Source organism: Staphylococcus sp. EG-SA-2, assembly GCF_017152085.1.
In genome coordinates, this window is record NZ_JACYHC010000548.1 from 1 (window position 1) to 3,360 (window position 3,360).

Sequence of the window (3,360 nt, forward strand, 5' to 3'; positions counted from 1 at the left end):
AAATTTATACTTCATCTAAACTACTGTGGTCGTCATCTTTTTGCTTTTCTTTTTCTTTCTCTCGTTCTTGTTCTTTTTTGTACTCTTCTTCAAATTCTTTTTCTTTCTTTTCTACTTCTTCTCTTGTTTCCGCTCTATGAGAAAAATCTTCGGTTTTAAGTTTACTAAATTTGAATGATTTAGAATCAACTGTTTTATCTTCTGAGTATTTATGGACATTTAAATTAATATTTCCATCACCTCTTAACTCATAGATAAACATGGCTTGTGCAGTTTTGCCTTTTTTAATTTGATCTTGGTTATGTTCTGTCCAATCTTTATATTTTTTATCACTTAAAAGATAACCATCTCTTAATTTATTTACTGTATTTTTATCATCTTGAGTGATATTAATATAGTCATGAGAAATAGAAGATGGATTTAAGTCTTTATCGTCTTTTTTAGCAGTAATTTCCATTTTAAAAGCGATATATTTCTTTTTCTCATCTTTTTCATTGATGATAAACGGTTCTTTTATTTTAGCTTCAAATTTGTCACTAACAATAGTATCGCCTTTAATTTTTATATCCATATTTTTTTTGCTTTTAAATTCTTTAAGTTCTTCATTTAATTCTTCATTGTCATTTTCTTTCTTTTTGTGACTAGCGCTCTCTTTTTTTGCACTATCTTGATGATGTCCACAAGCACCTAAGATAAGTGTACTTGCTAATAATATCCCCATTACTTTTTTCATTTAACATGTCTCCTTTATTTCGCAAAAATTTATTTTAAAAACTCTAAATGACTTATCATTTTGAGTAATTAAACAAAGTTGATATTTTGTGAGATTCTAAGATGATATTAAATAATTCTTGTAATAATGATCCTATGTATTGTTGCAATAAATTAATGAAACTATAATTACTAATATTATATTACTTTTATTGATAGAAATATATTACTTTTTTAAAAAACTTGTAATATATCGAAAGATTTAAATGTAAAATTTTGATTTGTTAAGAAATTACGTTTGTAAAAATAAAAAAATCAACTTATTTGTATGAGATGAATATGTATTGAAGAAGATGTGTTATTAATTTGGAAAATACTGGTCAAAGATGGGAGCTCTTAAAAGCGTTATTGTATTTTTTAGTCAATGCAAATAGATTGCCGTAATAATAATCGTACTTGATGGTTAAAAAATTACTTAAGGCTATAAAGCAAAACTTTTTATATGAGCAGTCGAATATAACGTTTAAAATGATTGTTTTTGGATATAAACGATTAAGTAAAATGCTTTTTCAGTTTGAAATTAATCATATAAATTTCTTATGGGAAGGTTGATATCTTAATGATTAATATTATTTCAGCTATAGGATCTATTGGAACATTTATTATGGCTTTATTTTATTTTGTATCAGTTTCAGTTCAACTTTATCAAATGAAAATTAGCTTTCTGCCAGCTTTAGGTTTTAACCAAATTTTATTAGAAAGGGAGAAGGATCAACTTAATATAATGAATTCGGCAACAGAAGAGCATCATCATAAAGATTATATTAAACTATATAATTTAGGTGGCGGTGCTGCTAAAAAAATTGCAATAGAGGTTTTATTGGGTAATGATAAAGTCATTCAGAAAAAATACGTGAATATTTTACCTAGTAAAGAAGGGTACATGTTACCAATTAATAAAAATGTGTACGAAGAATTAGAAAGAACGATTGAGAACAATGGTTATGAAGCTGATTTGAATGTACGTATGACTTATTATCATAATGTAAGTCGCAAACAACAGGAAGTTATATTAAAAGGTCAAATCGACTGTTTTAATACTTATAATAATAAAGAAATTTATGATTTGCAGTTTATCTAAAAATTGATTTAAGAGGGTAGTTGTTTATTGCGAAAAATATCATTCAATTTTAATGAAATAATGGCGTCATTACTATAAAATATTACTTTATGTTGTAATGCATTTTTCTATAAGATAGAACTAAAAGGAGGGGCAAAGATGCAAATTAGACAAATACATCAACATGACTTTGCTCAAGTTGACCAGTTAATTAGAACGGCATTTGAAAATAGTGAACATGGTTATGGTAATGAATCAGAGCTAGTAGACCAAATTCGTCTAAGTGATACGTATGACAATAACTTAGAAATAGTAGCTGTTCTTCAAAACGAAGTTGTAGGTCACGGTTTACTAAGTGAAGTTTATCTTGATAACGGAGCACAACGGGAAATTGGATTAGTGTTAGCACCTGTATCTGTTGATATTCATCATCAAAATAAAGGTATTGGGAAGCGATTGATTCAAGCATTAGAACGAGAAGCAATATTAAAAGGATATAATTTTATCAGTGTATTAGGATGGCCGACGTATTATGCCAATCTAGGATATCAACGCGCAAGTATGTACGACATTTATCCACCATATGATGGTATACCAGACGAAGCGTTTTTAATTAAAGAATTAAAAGTGAACAGTTTAGCGGGAAAAACAGGTACCATAAATTACACATCTGCTTTTGAAAAAATATGATTTCAAGCTAGGATTACATTAGGTAGAGTTCATATTAATAATAAAAAATGTTTGCAATGAAATCGTGCATTGTCGTTTGCAATTTTTAAAATAGCAATAAATAAAATGTTTGTTAGTAAAGTATTATTGTGGATAATAAAATATCGATACAAATTAATTGCTATAATGCAATTTTAGTGTATAATTCCATTAACAGAGATTAAATATATCTTTAAAGGGTATATAGTTAATATAAAATGACTTTTTAAAAAGAGGGAATAAAATGAATATGAAGAAAAAAGAAAAACACGCAATTCGGAAAAAATCGATTGGCGTGGCTTCAGTGCTTGTAGGTACGTTAATCGGTTTTGGACTACTCAGCAGTAAAGAAGCAGATGCAAGTGAAAATAGTGTTACGCAATCTGATAGCGCAAGTAACGAAAGCAAAAGTAATGATTCAAGTAGCGTTAGTGCTGCACCTAAAACAGACGACACAAACGTGAGTGATACTAAAACATCGTCAAACACTAATAATGGCGAAACGAGTGTGGCGCAAAATCCAGCACAACAGGAAACGACACAATCATCATCAACAAATGCAACTACGGAAGAAACGCCGGTAACTGGTGAAGCTACTACTACGACAACGAATCAAGCTAATACACCGGCAACAACTCAATCAAGCAATACAAATGCGGAGGAATTAGTGAATCAAACAAGTAATGAAACGACTTCTAATGATACTAATACAGTATCATCTGTAAATTCACCTCAAAATTCTACAAATGCGGAAAATGTTTCAACAACGCAAGATACTTCAACTGAAGCAACACCTTCAAACAATGAATCAGCTCCACAGA

Annotated in this window: 5 protein-coding genes; 4 read left to right on the top strand and 1 reads right to left on the bottom strand. The window is 29.1% G+C overall.

Translation table 11 applies throughout. The features are described from left to right. Window positions 1-4: 4 nt before the first annotated feature. Window positions 5-733, bottom strand: coding sequence for a DUF5067 domain-containing protein (locus IDG60_RS09240; RefSeq protein ID WP_000757397.1), 729 nt, complete (start codon window positions 731-733; stop codon window positions 5-7). A gap of 434 nt (window positions 734-1,167) precedes the next feature. Between IDG60_RS09240 and IDG60_RS09245 the strand changes: the two genes are divergently transcribed. From IDG60_RS09245 to IDG60_RS09260, 4 genes are all read left to right on the top strand, one after another. Beyond that, window positions 1,168-1,323 carry a hypothetical protein gene (locus IDG60_RS09245; RefSeq protein WP_001790158.1) on the top strand — a complete coding sequence of 52 codons (156 nt, stop codon included), beginning with the start codon at window positions 1,168-1,170 and terminating at the stop codon, window positions 1,321-1,323. 7 nt (window positions 1,324-1,330) lie between these two features. Then, window positions 1,331-1,852: a hypothetical protein gene (locus IDG60_RS09250; protein ID WP_206160639.1), complete on the top strand. Its 522-nt coding sequence runs from the start codon at window positions 1,331-1,333 to the stop codon at window positions 1,850-1,852. A 138-nt stretch (window positions 1,853-1,990) separates the two neighbouring features. Continuing rightward, window positions 1,991-2,521, top strand: a complete 531-nt coding sequence (locus IDG60_RS09255; protein WP_001167158.1) for a GNAT family N-acetyltransferase — start codon at window positions 1,991-1,993, stop codon at window positions 2,519-2,521. A 262-nt stretch (window positions 2,522-2,783) separates the two neighbouring features. Then, the coding region (locus IDG60_RS09260; protein WP_206160640.1) for a YSIRK-type signal peptide-containing protein at window positions 2,784-3,360 on the top strand (577 nt) is incomplete at its 3' end.